Raw genomic sequence first — 24,835 nt, 5'->3', positions numbered from 1 at the left:
GATGCTTTAGCTATGCGGAGTTGCTTGAGATATTGGAGGATTTAAACCTGCTTTTATACAAACGAAAAAAAACCGTTAATTTTCATTAACGGTTTTCTTAAATTTGGCGGAGAGATAGGGATTTGAACCCTAGATACGCTATAAACGTATGCCGGTTTTCAAGACCGGTGCTTTCAACCACTCAGCCATCTCTCCATGGCCGCTATACTAATCATAACCTTATCAGTTGTAAAGTCTTTATTGAACAACCGCTTAAATATCCAACGATCATTCGCTTATTTTTGCTTAAAACCGCAATCAATTAAAAACTGCATGAAACCATAATGCTCAAGCCACTCTAATTGTTGTTCAGAATTAACTAAAAAACGACCACTGAAATTCACACCATGGCCAGATAAGGTTTCGACCTGATTTTTAACCCGTGGAATAATCAACATCCAGCGTTCAGTTAATAAAATATTATAAGGTAAGCACTCGCTTAAGCCATTAATTAACTTAGTTGTATTTAACTGTAATAATGCTAGTGCATGTAAATAGTCACTGTATAGCTGCTGAGGATCTAATCCTGAATAACGAAATACCGCATGTTTAAATGGTAGCTGACCATTAATAATCTGAGACTCTAACGGAATTGGGGTTCTAACCAATTGCATGTGCCGATGCATTTGACTTGAGCCCGCAATTCGACCAGAGTTAAAAAAACCTAACACATCACTACGAGTAATGCCTTTAACCCATGCCGTAAAGTCCGCTAAGGTTAAAACAGAGGTCTGTGGAATATAATCTTTAGCACAAACCAACAAATGTGGTACAACAATTGGAAAGCGATTTAGAAGACACACATACTTCGCATCCATATCCGTTACATAATCACAATGCGTATATGGCTCAATAAAAGGATCTTGTGCTGAAACCGCTGGCGAATGTTTTATTTTCATATTATCAGTAACCAAATTAACAATATAGTTAACCCCTTGTTGCTGATAAATAATATCATCACTGGTTAAGGGCAATAAATCACCGTTACCCAATCCGATTTTTGTTTGTTCCTCGCAAGCATTCCACAGCATTCTTCTATCCCTTTTTAATTATTCACCAATCTCTTGGGAACAATAATCACAATTTTGAAGTGCGATTTCATGGTTAAAAATAGCCACCCCTTCTGCTGTCATATGTTCAGATATTTGATCGTCAACATCAGCAATGACTGTTGGTTTTATATTTCCGTGATTAATTTCTGACTCAGAATTATCATAATAATTTAGCAATAAAAAATCTTTTGCTTCATCTGCTGAACAAATAATTTTTACCGTAAAATAAGGTTCGTAAACACTACCGCGCTGCTTCAGCATTAAATCAATTTGATCAATAACATCGGCTTTCATTGCTGGTGTTAACCAACCAAGATCGGTTTTTGCTTTTTTAACATGGCAATTAAAACAAGATAATTCATAAGTATAAAACTGAAAGTTAGTCATATTTATTTCTTCCAACATTAATTCTAACTATAAAATTATGCTTCTTCCGTTGTTTTTACTAGCATTAAAAATGCAATGTTGAGTTGTAATTACAACCATAATTAAAAAGTTTAATCATCCACTACGGTTAGTAAAAGTTCAAAACGTTCATTACCGCGTAAGTTTTCAAAATCATCTTCATCTGCCGCTAATTCTCGTAGTGATAGACTATCTTTAATTGCTCGCTCTAAATCTGAAATAGCTTGTTCTTCAACCCCTAAACAAGCATAAGCACAAGCTCGTTGATACAAAGCATGTGCATTAGTATCATCGACTTCCAATACTCGATTACAAAGGCTTAATGCCCAATGGAACTCTCGCATTTCCATTGTCGCGTCAGCTTTATAGGTTAGCGCTTCTAAATCACCTGGTCGTACTTTTAAAATTTCATCATATATTTCTACTTTTTGTTCAGGCGTTTGAGAACTTTGCGCACGTAGCCATAAGTTATGTACTTCGTTAATTTTTTCTATTTCACGGTTATTTTCACTAATAATGCGTGTTTTACGCTTTAAATCGCGCTCTAAGGCTTTAAATTTTTGCTCATAATTTTCAGAAATATCTTTTAGCTGTACTTCTGCCATACGTTTGGTGTTTTCTTTTATTTCGCGCATTGACTGCCAGCCAATTAATGCAATTAATGACGCCACGCCGGCAATGATATAGAAGAAATACGTTACCGTTACATTGGCGTAATTCATCGATTTGTCAGCAACAGCTAATTCCCTATCTGTTATATCACGCGTAATTCGACGTTCGAGATCTTGTTGATCCATTCGTAAAGATTTCAATTCATCTAATACATAACGTTCAATCATAGGTTTTTCATAAATACTTTGCTCAGAATAAGGCTTAGTACTATTTTCATTAGCAGCATGAGTTATAGATACAGGTAGCACAAAATAAAGCACGACTGCACTTAACAACATTTTAAACATAACCTACAACCTTTCAGTAACAATTTGATTTTATATAAGAATAATACGTAAACTTAGCAGCTTTATTTTTTCTATTGTCAGTTTAGATTTAAAATCAATAAAATACGAAAAAACATCACTTTTTGATAAAAATTAGCATCAATGCCTCATTTTTATCAAAAAGTCGCTCTCAGCACCATAAATAATTCCTGTTACACAATAGTTACATCTACAGTTATCAGTGAAAGCCGTCAACATTCCCTCTCAGACACGGATATGCAGGAGAGAAAATGAAAAGTAACAAGAATAAATCATTATGGTTAATTCCTGCGGGTGTTAGCTTATTGCTAGCGCTATTAGGTGTGATCATACTTACGCCAATGATGTAACTTCATCTAGGAGACGCAGTCTGTCTCCCTTACTCTCAACGTATAAAAAAGGGATGCTATTTAGCACCCCTTTTTGAACGTTATCAATTATACCGCTTTAACTTACACTTTCTTATTTAAGGTTAGTGTAGTAATTAAAGCCTTCTGATAAGTTGTTAAAGCCATCAATAGTTGGAACAACCTGACGGATAACACGGTTCCAACGTGCAATCGGAGCAGCAGTCACATAAACAATATCATATGGCTGTAGTTCAAACTCAGTACCAATAACCAATGCTGTCGCATCTTTAATGTTTAACTGGTAAACATTTGCAATCGTCTTATCGTTTGGATTTTTCTTAACATCATTACGTGTTGAACGAATAACGAAAATACCAGTAGCATCAGCCTCAAGCTCATTAATACCACCGACATTACTTAACGCTTCAGTTAAGCTCATACCCGCACGATCAATCTTAAGTAGTCTAGGCTGATTAACCTCGCCCATAACAAAGACTTTCTGATCGTCGTTACGTGGAACGTGAATGATATCGCCATTTTGTAATAAACGGTTTTGAAGTAAATCACCACGTTGCATCAGTGCATATAATGAAATCTTCTGATCTTTACCATTACGCGTTAATGTTACATTACGCCAATCAGCATCTGCAGCTAAACCGCCAGACTTATCGATCGCATCAAGTAACGTAAGGGGTACATTGCTAATAGGTTGTTGGCCTGGTGTTTTCACTTCACCAGTAACATATGCTTTTTGAGATCGGAAAGCTGCTACGTTAACATCTACTTGTGGTCTTTCAATATAAGCAGATAAACGATTAGATATAATTTTACGTACTTCAGAAACTGTTTTACCTTGTACGTAGACTTTACCAATGTAAGGGTAAAAAATCGTACCATCAGCATGAACCCAGTTACCCGCTTCACTTGCACTACGGTATGCACCCGCTGGAATCGTTAATTCAGGGTGATCCCAAATTGTAACGTTTAGAATATCCCCAGGGCCAATATGGTATTCATAATGTGATAACTCCGCTTCCAAACGTGGATTTTGCTCAGCTTTCACTTTGGGAATACGATACTGATTAACAGTGTTCGCTGTTAAAGGATAAACATTAACGCGGTCTGAAATGTTAGTACTGTCACCATCAGCAACTTCAACAACATGCTTACCAGACAGTGTTAAGTTTGAACCAGGTACTGTACACCCAGCTAAAGTAGATGAGATTAATGCCGCTATTAGAATTTTCTTTGTCAAATCCATTATAAATTCACATATGTTGTTAAAATAAACTACCGTAATGCACATCTATCTGAATAATTTCAACAATAGTAATATGGCACAATAATTAACGTTCTAATTATTGATTACGATGATTAATATCTAGAGCGTTGTTCTTATCACATATATCATTCATATTTAATATAGTTCAATATCGAACAACCTGGGGATTCAGTTACATTACCGAATAGATATTCCCCATTAAGCTTATGCTAGGTGACCTGTACGCTTTTCAAGCACATAATGAAATAAGACGTTTACCAAACTCATTTCATAGCAATACTTCTACCTATAAGGGATCAACTTTTAGATATCAAAATAGCAATCCGTAATAGCTTTCTATAGTTAATATCGAAAACTACACATTATAAAATATTCACTATATAAATATGGTGTCTCATAAAAAATCTTATTACCACTACCATAATGAGAAAAGCAATAAGACCTTATATAGATATATCGTTAGCGCTGTAAGATACTTTGTAAATCTAGCCTAAGAATATGATATTAGTTAAAAAACAGCCATTAAATTAAAATATTAAATTAAAATAAAATAAAAAGAAAATTTATCATACACTATAAACATATACAAAACAGATGATTACAACAAACCTCAATATAAAAACGTAAAAACACACCGTGATTAACACTATTATCTCTACGCTCAAGTTTTCTGATTTTCAGATTAAATCAGGCCTATATCATTTATTATTTGAATCAAACAGCAAGAAAAAATTAACAACGATGATATAAAAGATATTATTATATCTCTTATAAATAACAAAGATCCCCCTTAATAGTAGCAGATAAAACTTGCGTTGCTTAAAATTCACTCAAAATATTATATAATTATTATGACTCTCTACAATTAATTTGTGTCATTAGGTCTAAAAAACACTTTTCTTAGTCACTTTAAAAAATAAATCATATTTTGTGAATTTAATATTCCATTTTTATTGGTGTTAACCTTTTTACATAAACCTATAATCACTGCCCTAATGATAAGACTATAATTTATCATTATTTTTAGAGTGTATTTTATACTATTAAGCTGTGCAATTTGATCGGCAATCTTCCTCCTTATTGCCAATAATGTACGCCTATAATAAATAAAATATTCATCACCTCAATTAATAGTAATATAAAGAACTATACCCATAATGAAATTAAATAACATAATTAATACTGTCAAATTTTTCCCTTTCTATTTACTTTTTGCTCCTTTTTGGTTTTCTAACGGTGTTGTTGATAAGTTCTACGGTGTGTTTTTTGGTACCTATGCCGGTAATAGTTGGGCAGGCTGGAAAGAATACATTGCGGGTAACTGGGCAAAGAAACCAGTAACAGACTTTCTATTAGTCCCCTCTTTTGACTACCTTTTCCCTGTGCTAATGTTATTACAAATATTACCGTTCATTTTATTAGCTGTATCATTCCTAAAAATGGAGTTCATGCCAGGTAAATCAAAGCTATGGTTAAAAGCTGGTATTCTTGCCTCTTTATTTGTCACATCAGCGATGTGCTTTAGCCAAACGCTAGCAGGCACGTCTGATGTTCAATACTTATTCCAATTCTGGGCAGTTTCATTACTGGGTTTCTGGTATGTAGAAAACCAAGAAAAAGCACTACTGAATAAATAGTTGTGTAAATAAGTAAACTGCACCTCAAAAAAAAGCCCCTACATAAATTGTAAGGGCTTTTTTATACATGATAGTAGTTTAGTAAATACTTACTTTACATACTCACCACGACGTAATGCATCAATACGTTTATCTAACGGTGGGTGAGTCATGAATAATTCTGATAATGATTTCTTACCATTAATACCAAACGCCATCATTGAACCTTCTAAATGTGGCTCTTGACTGACTTTTAAGCGTTCAAGTGCGGCAATCATTTTTTCACGACCGACCAATTTTGCAGAACCGGCATCAGCATAAAACTCACGATGGCGGCTATACCACATCGTTAGAATGCTGGCTAAGAAACCAAATAAGACTTCCATGATCGAAGAAACAATAAAGTAAGTCATGTAGCTACCGCCACCTTCCCCTTCTTCACTGTTATTATTAACGCCACTGATTGCACCAGCAACAAGTCGAGAAACAAAAATCACAAAGGTATTTACCACGCCTTGCATTAACGTCATCGTTACCATATCACCATTAGCAACATGACTGATCTCGTGTGCTAATACTGCTTCGGCTTCATCGCGTGTCATGCTGTGGAGCAAACCGGTTGATACTGCCACTAATGAATCATCACGCTTTGCACCTGTTGCAAATGCGTTGATATCAGGCGCATCATAAATAGCAACGGTTGGCATTCCAATTCCAGCTTGTTCTGCTTGACGAGCAACGGTATTAATTAACCAATGCTCAGTTTCATTACGTGGGCTATCAATCACAACCCCGCCAACAGAACGTAGTGCCATCGACTTCGACATCATCAAAGACACTAATGAACCACCAAAGCCAAACAGCGCCGCCATTACTAACAATCCAGAAAGGCTGCCTGGCTTCATTCCTGTTACCGCATAAACAATGTTTAGAACAATACTAAACACCAACATTACGGCAAGGTTCGTTGCTAAAAACAACGCAATACGTTTCATATCTGTTATCTTCTCCAATTGAAAGGACATTATTAATCTAGTTTATACCCTATAGACTATATTCTAACGTCTTATTGGTACATTCAGACTTTTATTACTACTATCTTCAAATAATATGACTGTAAATTAAAGTGCTAAATTGTTACCAATTCTTATCAGCTCAAGCTTTTCCACTCTCTGTATCGCAAAATAACCGCAAAGCTATAAGCTTATCTCGTCATATACTTGTCTTCATCTCACTTTTTTTAACATCACTAGTAACATTTAATTGCAAAAATAAATGCTGATTAGACTTTGGTCGTATTGCTTTAATAGCATAACTCTATTATTGTTTACATATTGTTATGAAACAATGCACGTAAAGACATGAGTACACAGGGAGGATTCATGGCTAATAATGAAAGTTATCAAGTTGCTATAGACATTTTGCGTTGTCATCTTGGTATGTCAATCGATGAAGCGCATAAAGAGCTAGGGCTTGATAACGCTGATAATCCAGTATCAATGACAGATACACAAGAACAATTGATTGGCCTTAACTCAGCTAATTAATTTTATCTTACTTCATTAAAACAAAAGGCACATTGGGTGCCTTTTGTTGCTTATAGCAGGTTGTTATCTTTCGCTTAAAAAACTTACATCAACATATTGAGCTAAATGCTGGTGTGGGGGTATTTCTTTTTCTGATTTGCTCATTGATACATAGGGGATCTCGGCTATTTTTTTCCCCGGTAAGTGCTGCTCTAACCACGTTATCATTGCTGTATAATTATCGGTTACTGGATGTATTTGATTAGCAATCCAACCGACAATAGTAAGGCCATCAGCCTGAATCGCTTCTGCGGTCAATAAAGCATGATTTAGACATCCAAGTTTAACACCAACGACTAAAATAACCGCTAATTGTTCTTGTTTTACCCACGACGAGAGGTAATCAGTAATATTAATAGGCACTCGCCAACCACCAGCACCTTCAATCAGCACATAATCAGCTTGTGCTTTAAGCTTGTTTAACCCTTGTGACAATACATTAAATTCAATTGTTTTATGTTCTTCATTGGCTGCAATATGCGGTGAAACAGGTCGATAAAAGGTATAAGGGTTAACGTCATCATATGTCACTGAAACGGATGATGCTTGTTGGAGCAATAAGGCATCACTATTACGCAATCCTTGCGGTGTATTCTCACTGCCTGATGCTATCGGCTTATACCCTACCATCGCAATATTTGCCTGTTGCGCTGCGTATAAAATTGCACAACTACACACCGTTTTTCCTACATCAGTATCGGTACCTGCAACAAAATAAGCGTTATTCATTGATCAATACTCCAAAACATACTTGATAAGTAGCGGGTAACAAACCATTGTCTAAGCGAAGGTCATCATAAGCTCGTTCTAAATCAATGAATGTTTGTCGACCAACCAAGCCAGAGCGCCGCTGTTGCTGTAAATGTGTGGCACCGATACCTTTTAGATCTTTCATCAGTTTCATTGCCGTTGAGTAATATACCGTTATAGGCTTACACTCTAAGGTTTCAATAGTTAATCCGACTTGGCTAATTTCGGCTGTAATTGTTGTGAGTGATTTAAAGCTATTAACATGTTGCTGATCATCAATATAAGACCATGCTTGAGTTAACTCACTCAACGAGCCTTCAGCTAGCGTTGTAAAAAAAATTTTACCTTGTGGTTTAACAACTCGTTGTAATTCTCGTAGCGGAACAGAAAGATCATCACACCATTGTAAAGCGAGATTACTAAAGGCAATATCATAGCGGTTATCAGCCATCGCAATATTTTCAGCATCTGTTTGTAAATATTGGCAATCTTGTCCACATCGTTGTTGTGCTTGTTGCAACATCTCTGCAGACAGATCAGCCGCTGTCACAGCGAATCCTTGTTGATGTAAAACTGCACTGAAATACCCCGTTCCACAACCCACATCAATCACTGTCGTAGACGACGTAAATGCTGAAATTGGTGGTGCGATAAATGATAATAATTGCTGTCCAACCTGTCGTTGAAATGCCGCTGATTTATCATAATCTTTAGCAGCACGACCAAAGGCATTGGCTATCGCTTGTTTGTTGTTCTGATCGATGCCGCATAGCGGTTTATTGATTAATCTATCTAACATCAACCACCTCATTAAGTGCCATCGCTAACTGACGAACATCGGCATCATTATGGTTTGCAGTAAGTGTAATGCGAAGCCGAGCGCTATTTGGTGCAACTGTCGGCGGACGTATAGCCCCTACTTTAATTCCCCGCTGTTGTAATTGAGCAGCAATTGCCATTGTTTGACCACTATCACCGATAATGATCGGTTTAATCGGTGTCATTGTTGACATCAGACCAATACGCTTATCAAGCTGGTGCGCTAAAGACTCAGACAAAGCCTGCAATTTTTCTCGTCGCCAAGCTTGGGTTTGAATCAATGAACAAGCACAGCTTAAAGCAACAGCCTGTGCTGGAGGCATTGCTGTCGAGTAAATAAAATGACGAGCAAATTGAATCAAATATTCAGCAGTTTCATCACTACACAATACCGCAGCACCTTGTATACCAAAGGCTTTTCCGAAAGTAATAATTAATATATCGGCTTTTATACCGGCAAGATGACAACTACCTTGCCCAGCCTCACCCAATACACCGCAACCATGGGCGTCATCAACCATTAACCAACTTTTATGTTGCGTTGTCATTTCTCGTAATGATGCTAATGGCGCACAATCACCATCCATACTAAAAACACCCTCAGTGACAACTAATGATGCAGTGTTTAGTGTCGGTTTTATTTTTGAAAGCTGTCGCTGTAATACTGACATATCATTATGAGCAAAACGCGTCATTTTCGCAGGCGATAACATACCCGCTTCTATTAAAGAGGCATGATTTAACTTATCTTGAAACAGATGATCTTGTGGCTGCAATAACGTAAATAGCACTGCTTGATTCGCACTAAAGCCACTATTAAATAACAATGCCCGTTGATAGCCCAACCATTGTGTAAGTTGTTGTTCTAAATCTGCATGTGGTGATTGAAACCCTGTCACTAAGGGTGAAGCACTACTTCCTGCACCATATTTAGCCAACCCTTGCTGCCATGCAGCTATAATCTCTGGCTCTTGTGCTAAACCTAGATAATCATTACTGGCAAAATTTATGGTTTTTGAAATGGCATCTTGGCACTGTAATTGTCGGTAAAGGCCTTGCTGCTGACGCTTGATAAGTGCTTGTTGATGACGCTGATTAAAGAGAGGCATCATAAAAAATGTCATCTTTAGTTGGACGTGTAGCAACCCGCTCTACGACTTGCTCTAATAATTCTTGCGCTTGAATATCATCTGGTTTTGCTGTCTGATGTTGGCTATTAATACCAAGTTTGGCAAACAGTTGCATGTCTTTATCTTCACCTGGGTTTGGCGTGGTTAATAATTTACAGCCGTAGAACACAGAATTAGCCCCAGCCATAAAACACAACGCCTGCATCTGCTCATTCATATCCTCACGACCAGCAGACAGCCTCACTGCAGAATGCGGCATCATGATACGGGCAACAGCAATAATACGGATGAAGTCAAATGGATCGACATCCTGCGCATTTTCAAGTGGCGTACCTTTTACTTTTACCAGCATGTTTATTGGTACACTTTCTGGATGAACGGGTAAATTGGCTAATTCCACCAGCAATCCGGCACGATCTCGCACACTTTCTCCCATTCCAATGATGCCACCAGAACAAATTTTCATTCCCGAATCACGCACATGCGCTAAAGTATCTAATCGATCTTGATAGGTACGTGTAGTGATCACATTGCCATAATATTCAGGAGAGGTATCAAGATTATGGTTGTAATAATCCAGCCCTGCAGCTGCTAATGTATTTGCTTGATCAGTGGTTATCATCCCTAACGTCATGCATGTTTCTAAACCTAATTGCTTAACGCCTTGTACCATTTCAAGCAAATAAGGCATATCTCTATCTTTAGGGTTTTTCCACGCCGCTCCCATGCAAAAGCGAGTTGCGCCTGATTGTTTGGCTTTTATAGCAGCATCAAGCACACGCTCGACTTCCAATAACCGTTCTTTTTCTATATCAGTACGATAATGCGCACTTTGAGGGCAATATTTACAATCTTCAGGGCAAGCGCCAGTTTTAATAGAAAGCAAAGTACTTACTTGAACCTGATTAGGCTGATGAAATTGACGATGAATTTGTTGTGCTTCAAACACCAAATCCATAAATGGCTTATTAAATAAAGCCTGCACTTCTGCAACAGTCCAATTACTACGAACTTCCACAATGCGTCCCTCTTTTATGCTTTTTATTTATATCTTGAAATAAAACCAATACCGATTGAGATCACAATCGATTCATAACTCATTGTTCAATAAACAACCACTAAGACACTTATTTGCCTTTCCGTTATTGGCTAGTCTACTAACAGCGCGTAGACTGTCAACCACAAAACATAAATTTGGTTTACAACAGTGCAAAAACAACCCGACATTGATCTTGCTTTTGATCAGCAGCATATTTGGCACCCTTACACTTCAACAGTGTCACCGCTTCCTTGTTACCCTGTAACTAAAGCCAATGGTGTCTATCTTACGCTAGAAGATGGCACCCAATTAATTGATGGTATGTCTTCATGGTGGTCTGCTATTCATGGCTATAACAACCCCCAATTAACAGCCGCAGCTAAAACCCAGCTTGATAAAATGTCCCATGTGATGTTCGGAGGTATCACTCATCAACCCGCGATTGATCTCTGTAAAAAATTAGTCGCAATAACACCATCAGGATTAGATACCGTTTTTCTAGCTGATTCTGGATCCGTTGCCGTTGAAGTTGCACTTAAAATGGCACTGCAATATTGGCATGCTAAAGGTGAGCATAGAGCCAAGTTTTTAACCCTCAGCCACGGTTATCATGGCGATACATTTGCAGCAATGTCAGTTACAGATCCTGACAACTCAATGCACAGTATTTATAAAGGATTTTTACCACAGCATATTTTTACTGATTCACCACAATGTGGTTTCTGGGATCAATGGGATGAAAATGACATTGGTGATTTTTCAAATAAATTGGCGCACAACCACCAACACATCGCAGCGGTAATTTTGGAACCTATAGTGCAAGGTGCGGGAGGAATGCGGCTATACCATCCCACTTACCTGCGTCGTGTTCGCCAATTATGTGATCATTATGGTGTGCTATTAATTGCAGATGAAATTGCGGTGGGTTTTGGACGTACCGGAAAATTATTTGCTTGTGAACATGCAGAAATTAGTCCTGACATACTTTGTGTCGGTAAAGCTCTGACTGGCGGCTATATGACGTTATCTGCCGTTATTACTCAAAAAAGTATTGCAGACACGGTATGCAGCGGTGAAGCTGGATGCTTTATGCATGGACCAACCTTTATGGGGAATCCGCTTGCCTGTGCCGTTGCCAATGCTAATCTCGAACTATTAGAACAAAATAAATGGCAACAACAAGTTGCAGCCATTGAAAACCAACTTGCCAATGAATTACCTCACATTGCTACCCTTGAAAAAGTCAAACAAGTACGTTGGTTAGGTGCCATTGGTGTGATTGAATTACACCAACCCGTTGACATGGTTGCCATACAGCAGGCTTTTGTTAATGCAGGAGTATGGGTTCGCCCCTTTGGTCGTTTAGTTTATATAATGCCGCCCTATATTATTACTTCGAGTCAATTATCATCGTTAACTCAAGCGATATATCAGGTGTTAAACATATAATGCTATTTATCTAAACAGCCTTTTATTTTAATGCAGTATCATAAAGCAGACATTACTCTATTTTAGTCTGCTTATACTGATTACAGGAGCCCGAGCCACAGAATAATAATGATAATCATATATCGAGCGACCATTTACTTATGTTAAAAACGCATTAGCTAGGGTTATCATTATGCAGTTACCTCTTTTCCCACTTGATATCTATTTGTTACCTAATGGTATTTGCAAATTACGTATTTACGAACAACGCTATATTCGATTAGTAAAACTTGCAACCACCAACCATCATGGCTTTGGGCTATGCATGAAGATTGATGACACCTTATGCCATTTTGGAACTCGCGCGATTATTACTGATTTTGATGCCCTCCCTAATGGGTTTATGAGTATTACTATTAAGGGCGTTGAAATGTTTTTAATTAATAATCACTGGCAAGACAACGATCGTCTTTATATTGGTGATACCTCACCTGTCCCAAATTGGCATAGCAAAGGGATTAATTTTATCGATCAAAGCATTTCAGACAACTTACAGCAACTGTTCCAACAGCATCCAGATCACGCCCGTTACTACCCAGAGCCTAAATTTGATGATATTACGTGGGTATGCCAGCGGTGGCTCGAGATCCTACCATTAGAAGTCAACCAAAAGCAGTGGTTTATGAGTCGTAATGATTGCAGTGCTGCATTATCTTTTCTACACACAGTTATCAGTAATAATGCGAATTTAAAATAAGTAAGTACCACCATAATCATTTTTCACACTCACCGACTTATGAGTAATTGTTTGCGATATTTAATAGAAAGTTAAACTTAATGCAAAATAATAGCTTCCTGTTATTATTTCTCTCTATTAATATATTTAACCACAACTAAATAAGGCTTACTGCATTTCAGATAACCATAACAAATGCATTATTAACCGTATTATTGCTTGTTATCTCGCTTAAATAATCACTGTAGTGATAATCATTACCTTTAATAAAAATAAACAAATAAAACAACGGCAATAAACACCTAAAATATTAGCTTATGTATGCAAATATATTGTTTCCAATAATGCTATAATCATTTGCTCTCCCCTTTTAAAGACAAACTCTAATGCATTGATTTTTTAGTCTTAATAAATAAAACAGTTACATCTATTTTTATGTTCACATCACATTTAATTAATACGTATGATAAATACACAAAAGAAATAGATAGAAAGTTTCTTTTTCCTGCCTAAAATAATATTCCCACTGAGGTAATCAGTACAAATAATACTATTCACATAGTAATAATAAATAAAAATAAAATTCGTCTGTTTGAATATGGAATAAGACGACTCAGTCAGGGAAAAAAACATGCTAAATCTAGCGATATCGATCATTCCAATTTTATTATTAATTTGGATGATGACGAAAAAAAATGCTCTACCTTCACATATTGCATTACCTGTAACCGCATTAATTATCGGTTTTTTACAATTAGTTTATTTTGGCACTAGTGGACGACTATTAACTGCAAATATTATTTCTGGCGCTTTATCAGCAATCACTCCAATTTCTATTATTGCGGGCGCGATTTTATTAAATCGTACCCTCTCAATTTCAGGCTGTGAAGATGTCATAAAACAATGGTTAGAAGGTATTAGTAAAAACCAAATTGGTCAGTTAATGATCATTGGTTGGGCCTTTGCCTTCATGATTGAAGGTGCGTCAGGATTTGGTACGCCCGCTGCCATTGCAGCACCTATTCTAGTCGGACTAGGCTTTAACCCGCTACGGGTTGCAATGCTGGCATTAGTCATGAACTCAGTACCAGTCTCTTTTGGTGCGGTCGGTACGCCAACATGGTTTGGGTTCGGTAACTTAGGGCTTTCTGATACTGAATTACTCAATGTCGGCAGTTTATCTGCCATCATGCACACTGTTGCGGCAATCGTTATTCCAGTTATTGCGTTGAGGTTTATTGTTAGTTGGCAACAAATTCGCCGTAACATTATTTTTATTCAGCTGAGTATTTGGTCATGTACGCTACCTTATGTTTGGCTTGCACAATGGAACTATGAATTTCCAGCCCTAATTGGTGGCGCTATTGGTTTAACATTATCAATCTTTTTTGCACGCTATAACATTGGTTTAGAAAAGAAAGAGCTAACTGACATAGAAAAAACAACGACTACGTTACCTTTTGGACACGTATTTAAAGCTATGGCACCAACTCTATTACTGATCTTTATTTTAATTGTCACTCGTATTAAGCAATTAGGATTAAAAGGCATGTTAAACGACGCAACGCCAATGTGGAATTTCCACTTAGGTTTTGCTGATTTACATATTAGCCAAGCGTTGATTATTCACATCAATCAAATTTTAGGCACTGATACTGCTTGGGCATACAAAACCTTATATGTGCCTGCATTAATTCCTTTTTTCTTGGTTGTTTTTGTGTCGATTCCTTTTTTAAAAATGAACAAAAAACAAGTAACCACCGTGTTTAGCGACACAACATCACGAATAAAAACGCCCTTTATTGCTCTTGTTGGTGCGTTAATTATGGTGAAGTTCATGATGATTGGTGGCGACCATTCACCGATTATGACAACCGGTAATGCTTTTGCGGCACTTTTAGGTAAAAACTGGCAATACTGTGCCGCTTACCTTGGCGCTTTAGGTGCATTTTTCTCAGGTTCCGCGACGGTTTCTAATCTTACTTTTGGTGCGATTCAACAAAGCATTGCTCACACCGTTGGCTTACCTGAAACCATTATTCTGGCCTTGCAATCTGTCGGTGGTGCAATGGGTAATATGGTATGTATCAATAATATTATTGCAGTATCAGCCATTCTTGGTATTGCAAATAAAGAAGGTTACATCATTAAACGAACCGTTATTCCAATGGTTTTATATGGCGTAATTGTCGCAATTGTAAGCATTTTTCTTTAATCACTTAACACAATCGGTTTACGCGCTGTGCCGCAGTGTAACAGGTGTAAACCAACAGTATAACATTAATATCTCAGGCGCCTTTACGCCATTGGAGCAATAAAATGAAGGTAAACTTTTTTGTCACTTGTCTTGGTGATACCGTAAAAGCAGAGGTTGCTAAAAAGACAGTGCAACTGCTTGAACAACTCAAGTGTGAAGTGATTTTTCCAGAACGCCAAGGATGTTGTGGTCAACCAGCACTAAACAGTGGCTACATTGAAAAAAGCAAGCCAGCAATGAAAAGCATGATCGAAGCATTTGAAATTAACGATTATCCAATCGTGACCCCTGCTGGCTCATGCGCCGCTTCAATAAAGAAATATCCACATTATTTAGAAGATGAGCCTGAATGGGCAGCTCGCGCACAAAAAGTTGCTGACCGTTTATTTGAATTGACCCAATTTGTTGTACGCCAATTAGGCGTGGAAAATGTTGGTGCGCGTCTTAAAGGTAAAGGGGTTTATCACCCATCTTGTAGCCTTATTCGTAAATTAGGCGTACGTGAAGAACCACTTATTTTATTAAATAACGTTGAAGGCTTAGAGTTATTACCGATTGATAACCAAGAAACATGCTGTGGTTTTGGTGGTACTTTCTCAGTCAAAATGTCTGAAATTTCAGGTGAAATGGTAACAGAGAAAGTACAGCACATTAGCGCAGTAAAACCAGACTTCTTAATTGGTGCTGATATTAGTTGTCTACTCAATATTGGTGGTCGTATTAGCCGCGAAGGTCAACCAATTAAAGTAATGCACATTGTTGATGTGCTGATGAGTCGTTAAGAGGTCATTCTTATGTCAATGAAAACAAGCAACGTTAAATTTAAAGATCGTATTCATCTAAAAATGAAAGACGAGTCAATGCGTGCCGCCGTTGCCAACGCACAAGAACGTATGTTTAAAAGCCGTGCTGTTGCTGCTGAAAAACTCGGTAATTGGGAAGAATGGCGTGAAATGGGCATGGATATTCGTAACCATGTACTTGAAAATCTTGATTACTACTTAATGCAGCTTAGTGAAAATGTAGAAAAAAATGGTGGTCATGTTTTCTTTGCCGCAACAGCTGAAGATGCAACCAACTACATAGAAACAATTGTACAGAAAAAGAACGCTAAAAAAATCGTAAAATCTAAATCGATGGTGACTGAAGAAATCGGTATGAACCAGATGATTCAACGCAATAATTGCGAAATCATCGAAACGGATTTAGGCGAATATATTCTACAAGTCGATGATTGTGATGCGCCCTCACACATTGTTGTGCCAGCATTACATAAAAACCGCACTCAAATTCGCGAAGTGTTCAAAGAAAAGCTCGGTTATGACGGCACCTCAGATCCTGAAGCCATGACCCGCTTTGTCCGTGAGCATATTCGTCATGATTTCCTTGAAGCAGAAATCGGTATTACTGGGTGTAACTTCGCCATTGCAGAATCTGGCACTGTCACACTAGTGACTAACGAAGGTAATGCACGTCTAGCCACCAGCTTGCCAAAAACCCATATCGCCGTCATGGGCATGGAACGTATTGTTCCTACTTTTGAAGAATTTGATATTGTTGCGAGCCTATTATGTCGCAGTGCCGTTGGCCTACCATTAACAGGTTATGTCACTGCGCTAACAGGTCCTCGTGAGGGTGATAATTGCGATGGTCCAGAAGAGTTCCATCTTGTTATTGTTGATAACGGTCGTTCAAAGATTCTAGGCTCAGAATTCCGCCCAATCTTACGTTGTATCCGTTGTGCAGCGTGTGTTAATACCTGCCCTGCATACCGCCATATTGGTGGGCAATCTTACGGTTCAATCTATTCAGGTCCAATTGGCGCAGTATTATCGCCTTTACTTGGTGGTTATAAAGATTTTAAAGACTTACCCAATGCTTGTAGCTTATGTCGTGCTTGCCATGATGTCTGTCCAGTAAAAATTCCACTGTCTGATTTATTGCTAAAACACCGCCAAATTATGGGTGAAGAAAAAATCACAGCAGCATCAGAACGTGCTGCAATTACGGGTTTTAACTTTATTAACTCTCACCCATTCATCTGGGATAAGACCGTAAAAATGGGCGCGATTATGGCGGGAAAACTGATTAAAGATGGCAAATTGCCATTCAAAGTAGGTCTGCTTAGCGCTTGGACACAAACGCGTGATTTACCCGACCCCGCAGGTCAATCATTCCGTAGCTGGTTTAAAAACAGAAACAATAAATAAGGGACTTCCGCATGTCAGAGCAACGTATTTTTAACCGCGATAGTTTCCTTGATAATATCGCGATACAACTTGGTCGTGAGCGTATTACAGCGCCTGTAGTACGCCCAAATTTAAAATATAACTGTCATAAAGAGGTTTTTGCAAATAAAAGCCCTGATGAGTTAAAAGCCATTTTAGTTGACTACACTGAAACAACATTAGCCTCTCAGGCCGTGGTTACAACCAAAGATAAGCTAACAGAAACGTTACGTAATGTATGTTTTCACTATTGTACTGATGATGGCGAAGGCCTAAATCCTATCGGTGAAACCATCTTTACAGCAGATAATCGTCTGCTAGATATCATTAATCCGAAAGATTTGACTGAAAAACAACATGGCGTCTATATCTGGGATCATAGTGCAGGTTATGAGGCAAATATTGCGGTTGCGGAACGGGCTAAAGTCGGCGTAGTATTTGCCGAACAGGCACTTGCAGAATCAGGTACGATGGTGCTTTACAGCCAAGCTGCACAAGGTCGAGCAGTTAGTTTGCTCCCTGAGGCGTCTGTGTTTATCGTACCTAAAAGTAACATTGTCCCTCGCTTAACCCAAGCGACAGAAGTCTTACATCAAAAAGCACGTAATGGTGAACGTATACCGTCATGTGTAAACTTTATTTCAGGTCCTAGTTCGACTGCAGATATCGAGCTGATCAAGGTTGTTGGTGTGCATGGGCCCGTCTTTGCCACCTACATCATTATTGATGATATGTAGTTTTACCTATCACCAATAGTGATAATCAAACTAGCAGGATGCTAGTGGTTAAGCACTTAAACGGGAATACGAAAAAACGCAGTTATCGGACTGCGTTTTTTTTCGCGTATAATTCGGCAATAAACCGACTCATGGAATATTAATATGCCTGCCATTGATGATCTCGTTCTTTTTACTCAAATTATTGAGCATGGATCGTTCAGTAAAGTTGCTGAACTCAATAACATCACCAAATCTGTTGTTAGTAAACGTATCAGCAAGCTTGAGACAAGTTTAGGATTACAACTTATTTACCGTACCACGCGTAAGCTAACACTGACCGAGCCTGGTGAAGTGCTCTACCATCGAGCAAAAAGTATCAATAATATTGCTCAAACCGCGTTTGATTCTGTTACCGGCTATAGTGAAGCACTCTCAGGTAAAATACGGATGTCAGTCCCAACGATTTCAGGCGAACTGGTGCTAGCGAATGCTGTTTCTAGTTTTTGTCAAAAGCATCCTGGCCTCACCGTTGATATGTCACTTAATAATCACTTTGTCGATTTGGTTGCAGATAACTACGATCTGGTTATTCGTACTGGCTACCTTGAAGACTCAAGCCTTATTGCGCGGCATATTTTTAACTCTCGCTGGGTTATCTGCGCCTCACCCACTTACTTTGAACAACACGGAATACCTGAAACGCCAAAGGCATTAAATAGCCACAATTGTTTAGGTTATAATCCTCAAAGCTCAGGTCCTTTTGAATGGCAATTTATTCGTCAAAATAAGATCTATACCCATAAGGTCAGTGGTAACTTTTCATCAGATAATGCCGCCGCATTAAAAAAGGCGACTCTTGCTGGTAATGGCATTGCATATTTACCGACTTGTTTAGTCTATGACGAATTACAACAAGGAACACTGATTGAAGTATTAGCCGCCCATGCAGGAAAAGTCGTTGGTATTTATGCCGTTTACCCTTACACCCGTAAACCTGCTAAACGCATTCAAGCCCTCATTGAACATATTCGAGAGAGCTACATGGAAATTAAAGAACAATTTTAGCCATCGACCAATTTCATTAATAAATGACCGTCATACAACGCTTGTTTAACTAAAGCAGCCCCAGGCATGGTTGCTTGAGTATAAAAACAACTTTCTTTCAGCTCTAAATCGCGATTATAAATCGGTAAAGTTTGACCAATAATACATTCCATTATTGCCGGATATAAGACCGATTTAGCGCGATTTAACTCGCCGCCAATAAGAATCCGTTGTGGATTAAACAGATTAATCATAATCGCTATTGCTTGCCCAAGATGATGACCAAGATCGATGATAATTTGACGAGCAAGTGCATCACCCGCAACTGCTGCATCACAGATAGCTTCAATGGTTAATGTCGATGCTACCAATGTTGATGTATGCCCTTCTTGTAAACGAAGCGCTGTTTGCTCTAATACTGCCGTTAAGCTGGCAACGGTTTCTAAACAGCCATGATTGCCACAAAAACAGCGCTTACCATAAGGTTTAATCTGAATATGGCCTAATTCACCAATATTACCGGTTCGACCTTGAAGTACCTTATCATCTAAAATAATTCCTGCACCAACACCATGATGGACAGACACTAAAATAGAATTTGAAACCCCTTGTGAATTACCAAACAATTTTTCGGCCAGCGCCCACGAGCGGGTGTCATTACCCACAAATACTGGTAATCCTGTTTCTTGATGAATAATGTCACTTAACGGTAAATTATTTATAGTGTAATGCGGCATTTGTAATACGATGCCTTCATCAGCATTGACAAGTCCTGGTAATGAAACAGCAATGGCTGAAATACGATCAAGAGCACTAACGTGATTAGCAAAAAAAACATTAATTTCAGTTAATAATTTAGACACCACATCATCTTGCTGCACTTGTTTAATATCTTGCCGTTCCTCAACCAAAACATCACCACTTAATGAGTGTAATGCGATGGTTAAATAACCTCGACCTAATCGAATCGATAAAAATTGCCAACCTTCATTGGCAGGTACTAGTCCTATTGCCGGACGCCCACGACTCGTCGATTCTTGATATTGTGTTTCTTTTATTAAATGCGCTTCGATTAATTCACGGGTTATTTTGGTAATACTCGCAGGAGCAAGTTGACTACGTTTAGATAATTCAATCCGTGAAATAGGTCCGTACAGATCAATAAGTTTATATACGCTCCCGGCATTATTTCTTTTAATATGATCAATATGACCTGGCTGAGCGACGTACATGTCGATACTCCTAGGGGAAAAACAGCGCTAAATATCATTCAGTTTCTAATTTTTTTACTTTGCGAACTAATTGTGAAGTCTCTTGTTCTCAGGACGTGACAGATGTCACGAGGAATCCCTAAAGACTTCCGCTTTCGGTTCTGACATAATGATAAATCGACATTTCGTCGAGTATAAATTCAACTAGCAAATTTAATCTCTTGCGTGCTTTTACTCAGCCATATTTACTATGGTCTCTCATTGGTAATGACAAAAGTAGCGGTAGAGAATATGAGGTTCCACGTGTACAAAATTAATGAAGTCTTCGAAACCATTCAAGGTGAAGGTGTATTCACCGGCGTTCCTGCTATTTTTGTTCGTTTGCAAGTCTGCCCTGTTGGTTGCTCATGGTGTGATACTAAACAAACATGGACTGCTGAGCCTGAAGATTTAGTCAGCGTTGAACGCATCATGGTAAAAACAGAAGACTCTCCACTTTGGACACAGCTTGATGCTGATGGCGTTGTAAATTTATTAATTGCTCAAGGTTATACTGCTAAGCACGTTGTTATCACTGGTGGCGAACCTTGTATTTATGATTTACGTCCATTAACGGCGGCATTAGAAACCGCAGGCTTTAATTGCCAGATAGAAACCAGTGGTACTTCTGCTATTTTAACCAGTGATAATACCTGGGTTACGGTATCACCTAAAATCAATATGAAAGCGAAATTACCGGTTTTAACTTCTGCCCTAGCCCGTGCTAACGAAGTTAAACACCCTGTTGGTACACAAAAAGATATTGATCAATTAGATGCTCTTTTGGCAACGGCAACATTACGTAATGATGTCACCATTGCTTTACAACCTATCAGTCAAAAGCCTCGCGCAACTGAGTTATGTATTTCAACCTGTATCGCACGTAATTGGCGTTTATCAATTCAAACCCATAAATATTTAGCGATTGCTTAACTTAAGCCTTTAAAATTATCACACTATAATTTCAACAAATAATAAGGCAATGATAAGGCTCAGTTTGATTATCATTGCTAAAATGATCGTTTCTTAACCGATCTTGTGGGTGAATTATCACTTTCCCACATCAATTTATCAATCTGATGAGATCAATGCTTGATGCTTGACGTAAGAAAGGTAATATTACTAATACAACGATATCTTTAAGCACGTCATACTTTAATTCCAAAGTGAGTGCCTAAACGGAGAATAACTTAAACATGACTTACGCGCCTGTAACAGACGTATTAAGCGGTAAGCTAGCAGTTGACAGTGAAATTACTGTTCGTGGCTGGATCCGTTCACGTCGTGATTCCAAAGCTGGAATTTCTTTCCTTGCCATTTATGACGGCTCTTGTTTCGACCCGATTCAGGCCGTGGTCTCTAATGAGTTAAATAATTACCAGGAAGAAGTACTTAAATTAACAACGGGTTGCTCTGTTGAAGTCACTGGTACTATTGTTGCCTCTCCTGCTAAAGGTCAAGATTTTGAGCTAGTAGCAACCGCAGTTAAAGTTGTCGGTTGGGTTGAAGACGCTAACACTTACCCAATGGCGAAAACACGCCACTCAATTGAGTATTTACGTGAAGTTGCTCACCTACGTCCACGTACTAACGTGATTGGCGCAGTAGCACGTGTGCGTAACTGTCTATCTCAAGCAATCCACCGCTTTTACCACGAGCAAGGTTTCTTCTGGACATCATCACCACTTATCACATCGTCTGATTGTGAAGGTGCGGGTGAAATGTTCCGTGTATCAACACTTGATCTAAACAACCTTCCTTTAGACGATAAAGGCAGTGTTGATTACGATAAAGACTTCTTTGGTAAAGAAACATTTTTAACCGTTTCTGGCCAATTAAATGCTGAAGCTTATGCATGTGCATTAAGCAAAGTTTACACGTTCGGTCCAACTTTCCGTGCTGAAAACTCAAACACTAGCCGCCACCTAGCTGAATTCTGGATGGTTGAGCCTGAAGTTGCTTTTGCTGATCTAAACGATGTAGCAAAACTTGCTGAAGACATGCTGAAGTATGTTTTTGCCGCTGTTCTTGAAGAGCGTCGTGATGATCTTGAATTCTTTGCTTCTCGCATTGATAAAGAAGCTATCACTCGCCTTGAGCAATTTGTTAACGCTGATTTTGCACAAGTGGATTACACTGATGCAATCCAAATTCTATTAGATTCTGGTAAGAAATTTGAGTTCGATGTTGAGTGGGGCATCGATATGTCTTCTGAGCACGAGCGTTACCTTGCTGAAGAACATTTCAAAGCACCTGTTATCGTTAAGAACTACCCGAAAGACATTAAAGCTTTCTACATGCGCTTAAATGATGATGGTAAAACAGTAGCAGCGATGGATGTTCTTGCTCCAGGTATTGGTGAGATCATCGGTGGTGCGCAACGTGAAGAGCGTTTAGACATTCTTGATGCACGTATGGTTGCTATGGGTATCGACCCTGAGCACATGGGTTGGTACCGTGATTTACGTCGTTACGGTACAGTGCCTCATGCTGGCTTCGGTCTTGGTTTTGAGCGTCTAGTTTCTTACGTAACAGGCATGGGTAACGTGCGTGACGTGATTCCATTCCCACGTACTCCACGTTCAGCAAACTTCTAATTTTCATAGTAAGTTCGCCTTTCAAAAAGCCACTTTAAAGTGGCTTTTTTTATGTTTAATTAAAATAAATCAATAAAAGTGCACGCGTAAATACTCACAAGAAATCCAAAATCATTGATTTAATAGCAAAAATAGATTAAATTCCACTTAATAATTCACCAGCAGAATACATTCCACCCTGCTTTTATAATGAAACATCAACATGAGAACGAAGCATTACCCATTTAGCAAACATGCTATTACTTCCCTTAAATATTTTGCTTTATTTCTTTATCTGTTCTCTAGCCTTTATTTAATTTATAACATTTACCATATTGAAAGATTTCACCAACGCTATATTACTAAAATTAAATCGGTGTATTCATATACTCGCCGTTTTAACTCGTATTACAACAATACTCAAGAGGAATATAAAGCAGCAAATCATTATAAAAAAGATAATGTATCATTAATTGTTAATACTGCTAGTCAAGTAAAAGTGCTGTCAAATGGTATTAGTAAATTACGTTCAGAGTTAAACCAACTTACTAATAATAATATTTGGACTATTGCTGTTCTTGAAAATCCCGCTGATTACGCACATTTTGATCCTATTCGGCCAGAATATTTGAATCAATTTGATAAATACGGTGAAAATTCAGTTATGCAACGTATTGTTGAACGAGAAGGTTTACTTAATACATATCAATCTTTTTATGGCTGTAATTTAAAACTTACCGAAAATTACATCGAAGATGGTTCACAAACACGTATTAGAACACTTTATTATCCTATTTATAATAAAATGCATCTTGATGCCCTATTGGCTATTGATATAAAAAGTCAATTTTTAACTGATGCTATAACACAATATAATAATAAATATCTAACAATAATTAATATGAACACACATCATAATATTTATAAAATAGTAGAGTTGCTTCCATGCTCACAATCAAACCCAATGAATATTGGTATTAATTTATTGTCTATTTTAAACGCCGTTTTTTTACCTTCTCTATTATTAAGTCTTTTTTATCGTTATTTTAGAATATACTTTATTAAGAAAAAAGATCATTTTCAGCGAGATCAAATGACAACATTTTATCGTCGAGATTACTATGAGAAAAAATGGCTAAAACAACGTGATTTTAGTTTGTTAATAATAGACATTGATTTTTTTAAAAATATTAATGATACCCAGGGTCATGAAGTTGGTGACGATGTTATACGTCATGTTGCTAATCGAATTAATAACCGTATTCGAACTAAAGATATTGCTGTCCGCTGGGGTGGAGAGGAATTTATTATTACCTTTAAAGATATGACGAATGAACAATTACATATTAAAGCACATCAAATATGTACTTCAATTGCATCAAGTCCTATATTGGGGCTTGATATTACCGTTTCTATTGGTGGTACTACAGCCACTGACACTCACTTTAATGATGTGTATAAAGTTGCCGATAAAGCACTCTATTACTCAAAACACAATGGCAGAAATCAGTACACTATTGTCTAATAAATAGTTAGATAATCATTCTGTTAC

22 protein-coding genes and 1 tRNA gene are annotated in these 24,835 nt (G+C 37.9%); 12 read left to right on the top strand and 11 right to left on the bottom strand.

Annotated elements, in window-relative coordinates:
* Positions 1-104: 104 nt before the first annotated feature.
* The 5 genes from G6R09_RS08350 to G6R09_RS08330 all read right to left on the bottom strand — a co-directional run bounded on the left by G6R09_RS08350 (position 105) and on the right by G6R09_RS08330 (position 4,084).
* A tRNA-Ser gene (locus G6R09_RS08350) sits at positions 105-195 on the bottom strand.
* Between the two features lie 80 nt (positions 196-275).
* A complete protein-coding gene (locus G6R09_RS08345) occupies positions 276-1,070 on the bottom strand; it encodes a phosphorylase (RefSeq protein ID WP_163921646.1) in 795 nt (264 codons plus the stop codon).
* A gap of 18 nt (positions 1,071-1,088) precedes the next feature.
* Positions 1,089-1,478, bottom strand: coding sequence for a hypothetical protein (locus tag G6R09_RS08340; RefSeq protein ID WP_163921643.1), 390 nt, complete (start codon positions 1,476-1,478; stop codon positions 1,089-1,091).
* Between the two features lie 110 nt (positions 1,479-1,588).
* Positions 1,589-2,455 (bottom strand): tetratricopeptide repeat protein, encoded by an 867-nt coding sequence (locus tag G6R09_RS08335; protein ID WP_163921640.1) that lies wholly within the window; start codon positions 2,453-2,455, stop codon positions 1,589-1,591.
* A gap of 480 nt (positions 2,456-2,935) precedes the next feature.
* Positions 2,936-4,084 (bottom strand): polysaccharide export protein, encoded by a 1,149-nt coding sequence (locus tag G6R09_RS08330; RefSeq protein ID WP_065166168.1) that lies wholly within the window; start codon positions 4,082-4,084, stop codon positions 2,936-2,938.
* Positions 4,085-5,262: 1,178 nt separating this feature from the next.
* On the opposite strand from G6R09_RS08330, the gene G6R09_RS08325 reads away from it, so the two are divergent.
* Positions 5,263-5,742 carry a hypothetical protein gene (locus G6R09_RS08325; RefSeq protein WP_107204458.1) on the top strand — a complete coding sequence of 160 codons (480 nt, stop codon included), beginning with the start codon at positions 5,263-5,265 and terminating at the stop codon, positions 5,740-5,742.
* Between the two features lie 89 nt (positions 5,743-5,831).
* On the opposite strand, the gene htpX is transcribed toward G6R09_RS08325, so the two are convergent.
* Positions 5,832-6,716, bottom strand: coding sequence for a protease HtpX (gene htpX, locus G6R09_RS08320; RefSeq protein ID WP_065166171.1), 885 nt, complete (start codon positions 6,714-6,716; stop codon positions 5,832-5,834).
* A 387-nt stretch (positions 6,717-7,103) separates the two neighbouring features.
* Between htpX and G6R09_RS19850 the strand changes: the two genes are divergently transcribed.
* Positions 7,104-7,268 carry a hypothetical protein gene (locus G6R09_RS19850; protein ID WP_205522989.1) on the top strand — a complete coding sequence of 55 codons (165 nt, stop codon included), beginning with the start codon at positions 7,104-7,106 and terminating at the stop codon, positions 7,266-7,268.
* 63 nt (positions 7,269-7,331) lie between these two features.
* Here G6R09_RS19850 and bioD read toward each other — a convergent pair whose 3' ends face one another.
* From bioD to bioB, 4 genes are read right to left on the bottom strand one after another with little or no spacing between them, the layout of a single operon-like run.
* The gene (gene bioD, locus G6R09_RS08315; RefSeq protein WP_163921637.1) at positions 7,332-8,036 is read right to left on the bottom strand and encodes a dethiobiotin synthase; all 705 of its coding nucleotides are present in this window, start codon (positions 8,034-8,036) and stop codon (positions 7,332-7,334) included.
* Complete coding sequence (bioC, locus tag G6R09_RS08310) at positions 8,029-8,856, bottom strand: malonyl-ACP O-methyltransferase BioC (protein ID WP_163921634.1); 828 nt, start codon at positions 8,854-8,856, stop codon at positions 8,029-8,031. Before bioC ends, bioD begins: the two co-directional genes overlap by 8 nt.
* Positions 8,846-9,985: an 8-amino-7-oxononanoate synthase gene (gene bioF, locus G6R09_RS08305; protein ID WP_163921898.1), complete on the bottom strand. Its 1,140-nt coding sequence runs from the start codon at positions 9,983-9,985 to the stop codon at positions 8,846-8,848. Before bioF ends, bioC begins: the two co-directional genes overlap by 11 nt.
* Positions 9,972-11,024 carry a biotin synthase BioB gene (bioB, locus tag G6R09_RS08300; RefSeq protein ID WP_163921632.1) on the bottom strand — a complete coding sequence of 351 codons (1,053 nt, stop codon included), beginning with the start codon at positions 11,022-11,024 and terminating at the stop codon, positions 9,972-9,974. The genes bioF and bioB overlap by 14 nt, the downstream gene beginning before the upstream one ends.
* 207 nt (positions 11,025-11,231) lie before the next feature.
* On the opposite strand from bioB, the gene bioA reads away from it, so the two are divergent.
* From bioA to G6R09_RS08265, 7 genes are all read left to right on the top strand, one after another.
* Positions 11,232-12,494, top strand: coding sequence for an adenosylmethionine--8-amino-7-oxononanoate transaminase (bioA, locus tag G6R09_RS08295; RefSeq protein WP_163921895.1), 1,263 nt, complete (start codon positions 11,232-11,234; stop codon positions 12,492-12,494).
* Between the two features lie 172 nt (positions 12,495-12,666).
* Positions 12,667-13,230, top strand: a complete 564-nt coding sequence (locus tag G6R09_RS08290) for an LON peptidase substrate-binding domain-containing protein (protein WP_065166175.1) — start codon at positions 12,667-12,669, stop codon at positions 13,228-13,230.
* Positions 13,231-13,840: 610 nt separating this feature from the next.
* The gene (locus G6R09_RS08285) at positions 13,841-15,424 is read left to right on the top strand and encodes an L-lactate permease (RefSeq protein ID WP_163921630.1); all 1,584 of its coding nucleotides are present in this window, start codon (positions 13,841-13,843) and stop codon (positions 15,422-15,424) included.
* Between the two features lie 104 nt (positions 15,425-15,528).
* Positions 15,529-16,248 (top strand): (Fe-S)-binding protein, encoded by a 720-nt coding sequence (locus G6R09_RS08280; protein WP_065166177.1) that lies wholly within the window; start codon positions 15,529-15,531, stop codon positions 16,246-16,248.
* A gap of 12 nt (positions 16,249-16,260) precedes the next feature.
* Positions 16,261-17,676: a LutB/LldF family L-lactate oxidation iron-sulfur protein gene (locus G6R09_RS08275; protein ID WP_065176627.1), complete on the top strand. Its 1,416-nt coding sequence runs from the start codon at positions 16,261-16,263 to the stop codon at positions 17,674-17,676.
* Between the two features lie 11 nt (positions 17,677-17,687).
* Complete coding sequence (locus tag G6R09_RS08270; RefSeq protein WP_065166178.1) at positions 17,688-18,431, top strand: lactate utilization protein C; 744 nt, start codon at positions 17,688-17,690, stop codon at positions 18,429-18,431.
* Positions 18,432-18,575: 144 nt separating this feature from the next.
* Positions 18,576-19,478: a LysR family transcriptional regulator gene (locus G6R09_RS08265; RefSeq protein WP_065166179.1), complete on the top strand. Its 903-nt coding sequence runs from the start codon at positions 18,576-18,578 to the stop codon at positions 19,476-19,478.
* On the opposite strand, the gene G6R09_RS08260 is transcribed toward G6R09_RS08265, so the two are convergent.
* Positions 19,475-20,689, bottom strand: coding sequence for an ROK family protein (locus G6R09_RS08260; protein WP_065166180.1), 1,215 nt, complete (start codon positions 20,687-20,689; stop codon positions 19,475-19,477). The two genes, G6R09_RS08265 and G6R09_RS08260, sit on opposite strands and share 4 nt — an antisense overlap.
* Positions 20,690-20,959: 270 nt before the next feature.
* On the opposite strand from G6R09_RS08260, the gene queE reads away from it, so the two are divergent.
* From queE to G6R09_RS08245, 3 genes are all read left to right on the top strand, one after another.
* Complete coding sequence (gene queE, locus G6R09_RS08255; RefSeq protein ID WP_065166564.1) at positions 20,960-21,640, top strand: 7-carboxy-7-deazaguanine synthase QueE; 681 nt, start codon at positions 20,960-20,962, stop codon at positions 21,638-21,640.
* A 263-nt stretch (positions 21,641-21,903) separates the two neighbouring features.
* Positions 21,904-23,304 carry an asparagine--tRNA ligase gene (gene asnS, locus G6R09_RS08250; protein ID WP_065176628.1) on the top strand — a complete coding sequence of 467 codons (1,401 nt, stop codon included), beginning with the start codon at positions 21,904-21,906 and terminating at the stop codon, positions 23,302-23,304.
* A gap of 202 nt (positions 23,305-23,506) precedes the next feature.
* Positions 23,507-24,808: a GGDEF domain-containing protein gene (locus G6R09_RS08245; protein WP_065166182.1), complete on the top strand. Its 1,302-nt coding sequence runs from the start codon at positions 23,507-23,509 to the stop codon at positions 24,806-24,808.
* The last annotated feature ends 27 nt before the right edge of the window (positions 24,809-24,835 follow it).

This window comes from Photobacterium sp. Alg240-V54, assembly GCF_900537155.1.
GTDB lineage: Bacteria > Pseudomonadota > Gammaproteobacteria > Enterobacterales > Vibrionaceae > Photobacterium.
Note: the sequence above shows the minus strand (reverse complement) of the source record. Positions and strands in the feature narration are given on the sequence as shown.